The following is a 4,500-nucleotide window of genomic DNA, read 5'->3' as shown; positions in this document are numbered from 1 at the left end:
GATGTTGTATGCGATAGCCCCGGAAAGCAGCGGGTCACGCTGGAATACGGTCAGGCAGTTCCGTATGCTCTGACGGATACCGCCTTTCTCGGTGGTTTCCAGCCCCGCCTTGATTTCCTCAACGCTCTGGGGCGGCTGCATGGCGTTCATGGTGTTTTTTAGTTCTTGCTGCGTCTGCGGCTGCAAGCTCTGCCATTCGCTGTTCAAGCTGTATCACATCCTTTCCGTAGTCCGTAATCAAAGCCGCTTTTTCCTCCATCTCCCCGAACAGCAACACATCCAGCAGATATTCCACTTGGTCTTGCTTCTGTAAGGCTTCCACAAACCGGGGATGAAAGATTTCCTCTGGGGAGTACGGGGCATATTCCTTTCTCCACACTCGGAGTAGGTGGAGATAATCGGCAAGGATACGGAAGCAATGGTTTTTTGCTTCCTGAAACTGTTCCTCCGGGGATTTCTGCCGGGACTTGGGCTTTTTTGCCTTTCCCGGCGGTTTCCAGTCCTCATAGGAAAGCCCGAAGTCCTGTGCCAGTTGTACGGCGGCTTCTTTCTTTCCCAGCCCATACAGGGCGGCGGCAAAATCAATCACATCCCCATCCGCACCGCAGCCGAAGCAGTGGTAACGCCGATCCAGCTTCATGCTTGGGGTTTTATCGTTATGGAACGGACAGCAAGCCATCCCGTTCCGACCTACATGGATTCCATAATGCTCCGCAGCCTGTCTTGTTGTGACGGACTGCTTCACAGCTTCAAATACATTCAAATCTGTCCCTCCTTGAAAATAAGAAAAGCACCTGACATTCTCTGATTGAAAATGGCAAGTGCCTGTTAAAGTTCCATATCCTGTTGTTTGTGTTTCGTCTGTGCCGGGACAGTTCTTTGTGCTTTTTTCTCGTCTGCCTTATCCTGCAAGACTTCTTTGATGGGCTGCTTCTTGGGCGGCTCTTTGCTTTCTTCTGTGCCGGGGGTGGCTTTCCGTACCCAGTAGCGGATGTCCCGCAGCTTCTTCAAATCCTCCTGTACCTCGGTCAGTGGTACTTTCAGCTCTGCGATTTCTTCCAGAAGTTTTTCCTGCTCCTCTTGCAGCTCCTTTTGGGTACTGTCCTTATCGTCTGGGTGCTTGGCAAGGTAGGCGGCGGCTTTCGCATACCGGGCAACCTCCGGGTGTTCCTGTTTGAATTTCTCCTTTGTTTTCTTAAAAAATATCTTCTGGTACTTCTCATAGACAGGCTTACATTCCTTGCAGGCTGTCTGGCTGGCAAGAATCCCGTCAATCACTTTGCTGCGGGCTTCCTTTGGCTTCATCTGATTGCGGTAATCTGCGGCTGATTTCCCGGAAGATTCCAGAAATGCTTCTAAGTCCTCCACAGTGGAAAGCCCCTTTTGCCGAAGATAGGACAGGGCTTCGCTGACTGCCTTTAAGTCCTGTGAAGTCCCCCGGTTCTGTCCAGCCCTTGTCCAGTCCTTCCGTTCTTCCTTTCGTATCTCCATATACTTCATCAGCAGATTGGGAAGAAGTGTCGCTTCCTCCGCTGCTTTTTGTGCAAGCAGCTCTTTCCGTTTTTCGCCCAGCTCGGTAATCCAGCCTTTGAGGTTTTGGATAAGCTGCCTGATAGACTTCATCAGACTGTTGGCGGCTCTGATTTCCCGGTTCAGGTTTCCGATATTCGTCTGGATACCACGCTTTTCCATCTGCCGGACAGCAGCACCCTCATGGACAGTGGGGACTATATCAAGCCCCTGTCTGGCATAGGAACGCAAGTCCACACGCTCCGGGCGGTCATTGGCTTCCAGATAGCGGTTCTGGATGACCTCCCATTCATGCCGCCAGATTTCACAATACTTCTGGTCGTTCCAGTCAACCGTATCTTCTTTATGGCTTTTCCACCTGCCGGACGGCAGCTTTATCCGTTCCCCGTTTTCATCAAGGTCATAAACCTTGCGGCTCTTGGGAAGCCATTTCCCATGTTCGTCCATTGCCCTCATAGTGAGCAAGACATGGGCGTGGGGATTGTGTCCCGGCGGATGGGGGTCATGGATGGCAAAGTCAACGACCATGCCTTTGGAAACAAACTGCTGCTCACAAAACTCCCGTACAAGGACAGCGTACTGGTCAGGCGGTATCTCTCTGGGGATGGTAAGCACCCACCGCCTTGCAAGCTGGGAGTTCCATTGCTTCTCCACCGCTTCGGCGGCGTTCCATAGGGTATTGCGGTCTGCATACTCCGGCGGGGCATTTGCCGGGAGCAGGATTTCATTGTGGACGATGCCACGCTTTTCCGGGTAGTGCTTCACTTGCTGGTCGTATTCACAGAACAGCTTTTCGCCGCTTTGGTAAGCAGCGGCGGCAACCGCAGACTGCCGCTGACTGCGCTGAACAATCGTGATTTCGTTGTGTGGACAGGGCATTTCGTGTCCCTCCTTTCGGTAATTGGTGGATGGGGTGGCGTTTTACCACCTCATTTTGGACAGAAAAAAAGCAGGAAACCTTTCTTTCAGATTTCCTGCTCGGTGTGCCGCTGTGTGGGCGGCGGGTATTTAGTTGTAAAAGTTCGGGACAAGTTGACCCGATGTGAAGCTGACGAACTGGAATTTATTTGTTGTTATTTTCTATCAATCCCCAAAACATCATAGTATTCATCACTATACTCAATGCCACTATTGTCAAAGCGAGATTGCAGTTCTTTTACATAGTCATAAGGGTTATCAATAGGGGAAATTTCTAATTCTGTTTCAAGATAACTTAATGTCGCTTTCTGTTCCTCTGTGCGGATTGCTTCTTCCTCTTTGAGGTGTTTTTCAAATTTGTCTTTGTCCATCCAAATAATCTGCTCAATAGGATTAGTAGAACCACAAGCAAGAATAAGTCTCATAAAATCCTCAAAGGTTCTTGCCAGTGGATAAACAAAAACATCTGCACAAGTATCAGGATTGCAGGCAAAAACCATTTCCCCATACGGCTCAATAAAGCAATACATAATACTTCCTTCAAAACCTATTGCCTTTGCATTGGTCGGATAGCAGAAGTAAGAATAAATATCTTCAACTTGTTCAAGACAAATCAAAGAGCCATTTATATTCAGTTCTTTGTATTGGTCAAAAAGTGTTTCCATTTTATCACACTCCTTTACAACTTCTAATTTTTCAGTTCTACAAGTTGGAAGTTGTCGCTATGAAATTTCTTTTTCATCATCTCTTGGTGGTCGGACATAACATAACATTTCTTTTTCACAAGCACCAAATTTTGAGAAATTGGATTTCGCTTCTTTTAGCGTTATTCCATGATTAGAGTCGCTTGGTTCGTTATCAGAAGCAATGAACGGGTCATTCTCCCAAAAACAAACGGGGCAAATATACCCACAATCTTCATTTGCCGGAACATTATAGGTAAAATATCCGCAGCAAGGACATTGGTATTTTTTCATATAAACCTCACGTTTAAGCCTTGACCTCAAATTCCTGATTTATTTCTGACTTTATTATACTTCATCGATTATCGAAAAGATAGCATATTTTATGAAACTTGTCGGCTGGGAACAGCTTGCACCGCAAGGTGTCCCCAACAGGCAAGTCCACAAAAGGGTAGCTGGCGGCAGCCAGCGCAGGGGAAGCGTAGCGTCCCCTGTTTGATTTGGAGCAGACCATGACTGCGGAAAATCACAGCTCTCCGGCGAGGAGCCTTCGGAGAACGCAATGCACCAACCTCTGGGTGGTGTATAATTGCGCCCTTAGTAAACTAAGGGGTTTCCGGCTTCTCCCGTTCCAGCATTTTTTTCAATAGTTCCTGCGTGTCCTGCCTGTGAAAAATGAGTTTCAACAACAGCATGACATCATCATCTGTCAGGCGTTCCGGCTCTTGCAGAAAACTTTCCAGCATACCGCCACGAGTGCAGAGCCGGTGCGTCCGTTCCTTTCGGGTAAGCTGCTTTAACTGGTGCTGCAATGCCTTTTCATCATTGATGGCTTTCCGCAGTTTCTTTTCGCTTTTCTCCAGCTCCCGGTTGAGCTTTTCCAGCTTCGAGGTATCAGGCAAGGGCAGCGTCCTCCTTTCCCGGTATCAGCACATAAATCCTATTCGGTTCTCCCACGCCCTGACGCACCCGCATGATAAGTCCGGCGTTTTCCAGTTCATTCAGAGAACGCTTGACCGTCATGGGACTGCGGGACAGGACTGCGGCAATGGCTGTGACAGGGAAGCAGACAAACAGGATTCCGTTCTCGTCCTCCTGCCCTTTGGATAGCATAGCGTCCAGCATCCGGCAGTACATGACCTTTGCGGTGCTGCTGACTGGAAATCCTGTCAACGCTCTGGGAAATGGCATACAGGGCGGCAATGGTGTGTCTATCGTCATAAATTCAAAATTCATTCGGTGTGTTCCTCCTTTTTCTTTGATCGTTTGGATAAATAACGGGGGCAGTCAATCACAACCGCCCGGAAGCTCTGCTTGCACCCATGCTGGCATTTCCGGCATAATTCGTTGTAAGTGACACGCCCCCGGT

6 protein-coding genes are annotated in these 4,500 nt (G+C 48.7%); all 6 read right to left on the bottom strand.

Translation table 11 applies throughout. The annotated features are described in order from the left end of the window. Positions 1–118: 118 nt before the first annotated feature. The 6 genes from HED67_RS00835 to HED67_RS00810 all read right to left on the bottom strand — a co-directional run bounded on the left by HED67_RS00835 (position 119) and on the right by HED67_RS00810 (position 4,367). Positions 119–763 carry a CHC2 zinc finger domain-containing protein gene (locus HED67_RS00835; protein ID WP_221717231.1) on the bottom strand — a complete coding sequence of 215 codons (645 nt, stop codon included), beginning with the start codon at positions 761–763 and terminating at the stop codon, positions 119–121. A 65-nt stretch (positions 764–828) separates the two neighbouring features. Then, positions 829–2,409 (bottom strand): MobQ family relaxase, encoded by a 1,581-nt coding sequence (mobQ, locus tag HED67_RS00830; protein WP_221717230.1) that lies wholly within the window; start codon positions 2,407–2,409, stop codon positions 829–831. Between the two features lie 194 nt (positions 2,410–2,603). Then, positions 2,604–3,113: a hypothetical protein gene (locus HED67_RS00825; RefSeq protein WP_006873177.1), complete on the bottom strand. Its 510-nt coding sequence runs from the start codon at positions 3,111–3,113 to the stop codon at positions 2,604–2,606. 57 nt (positions 3,114–3,170) lie between these two features. Further along, a complete protein-coding gene (locus tag HED67_RS00820; RefSeq protein ID WP_006575072.1) occupies positions 3,171–3,425 on the bottom strand; it encodes a CPCC family cysteine-rich protein in 255 nt (84 codons plus the stop codon). Positions 3,426–3,736: 311 nt separating this feature from the next. After that, positions 3,737–4,033: a DUF3847 domain-containing protein gene (locus tag HED67_RS00815; protein WP_009296086.1), complete on the bottom strand. Its 297-nt coding sequence runs from the start codon at positions 4,031–4,033 to the stop codon at positions 3,737–3,739. Continuing rightward, positions 4,026–4,367 carry a DeoR family transcriptional regulator gene (locus HED67_RS00810; RefSeq protein WP_006873175.1) on the bottom strand — a complete coding sequence of 114 codons (342 nt, stop codon included), beginning with the start codon at positions 4,365–4,367 and terminating at the stop codon, positions 4,026–4,028. The genes HED67_RS00815 and HED67_RS00810 overlap by 8 nt, the downstream gene beginning before the upstream one ends. Between the last annotated feature and the right edge of the window lie 133 nt (positions 4,368–4,500).

The sequence above is a fragment of the Pseudocoprococcus catus genome, assembly GCF_019734885.1.
Classification (GTDB): domain Bacteria; phylum Bacillota; class Clostridia; order Lachnospirales; family Lachnospiraceae; genus Coprococcus_A; species Coprococcus_A catus.
Note: the sequence above shows the minus strand (reverse complement) of the source record. Positions and strands in the feature narration are given on the sequence as shown.

What these genes read in the sequence shown, in the direction of transcription:
- mobQ (WP_221717230.1), bottom strand. Translation starts at nt 2,409, where the DNA reads ATGCCCTGTCCACACAACGAAATCACGATTGTTCAGCGCAGTCAGCGG.
- HED67_RS00825 (WP_006873177.1), bottom strand. Translation starts at nt 3,113, where the DNA reads ATGGAAACACTTTTTGACCAATACAAAGAACTGAATATAAATGGCTCT.
- HED67_RS00820 (WP_006575072.1), bottom strand. Translation starts at nt 3,425, where the DNA reads ATGAAAAAATACCAATGTCCTTGCTGCGGATATTTTACCTATAATGTT.
- HED67_RS00810 (WP_006873175.1), bottom strand. Translation starts at nt 4,367, where the DNA reads ATGAATTTTGAATTTATGACGATAGACACACCATTGCCGCCCTGTATG.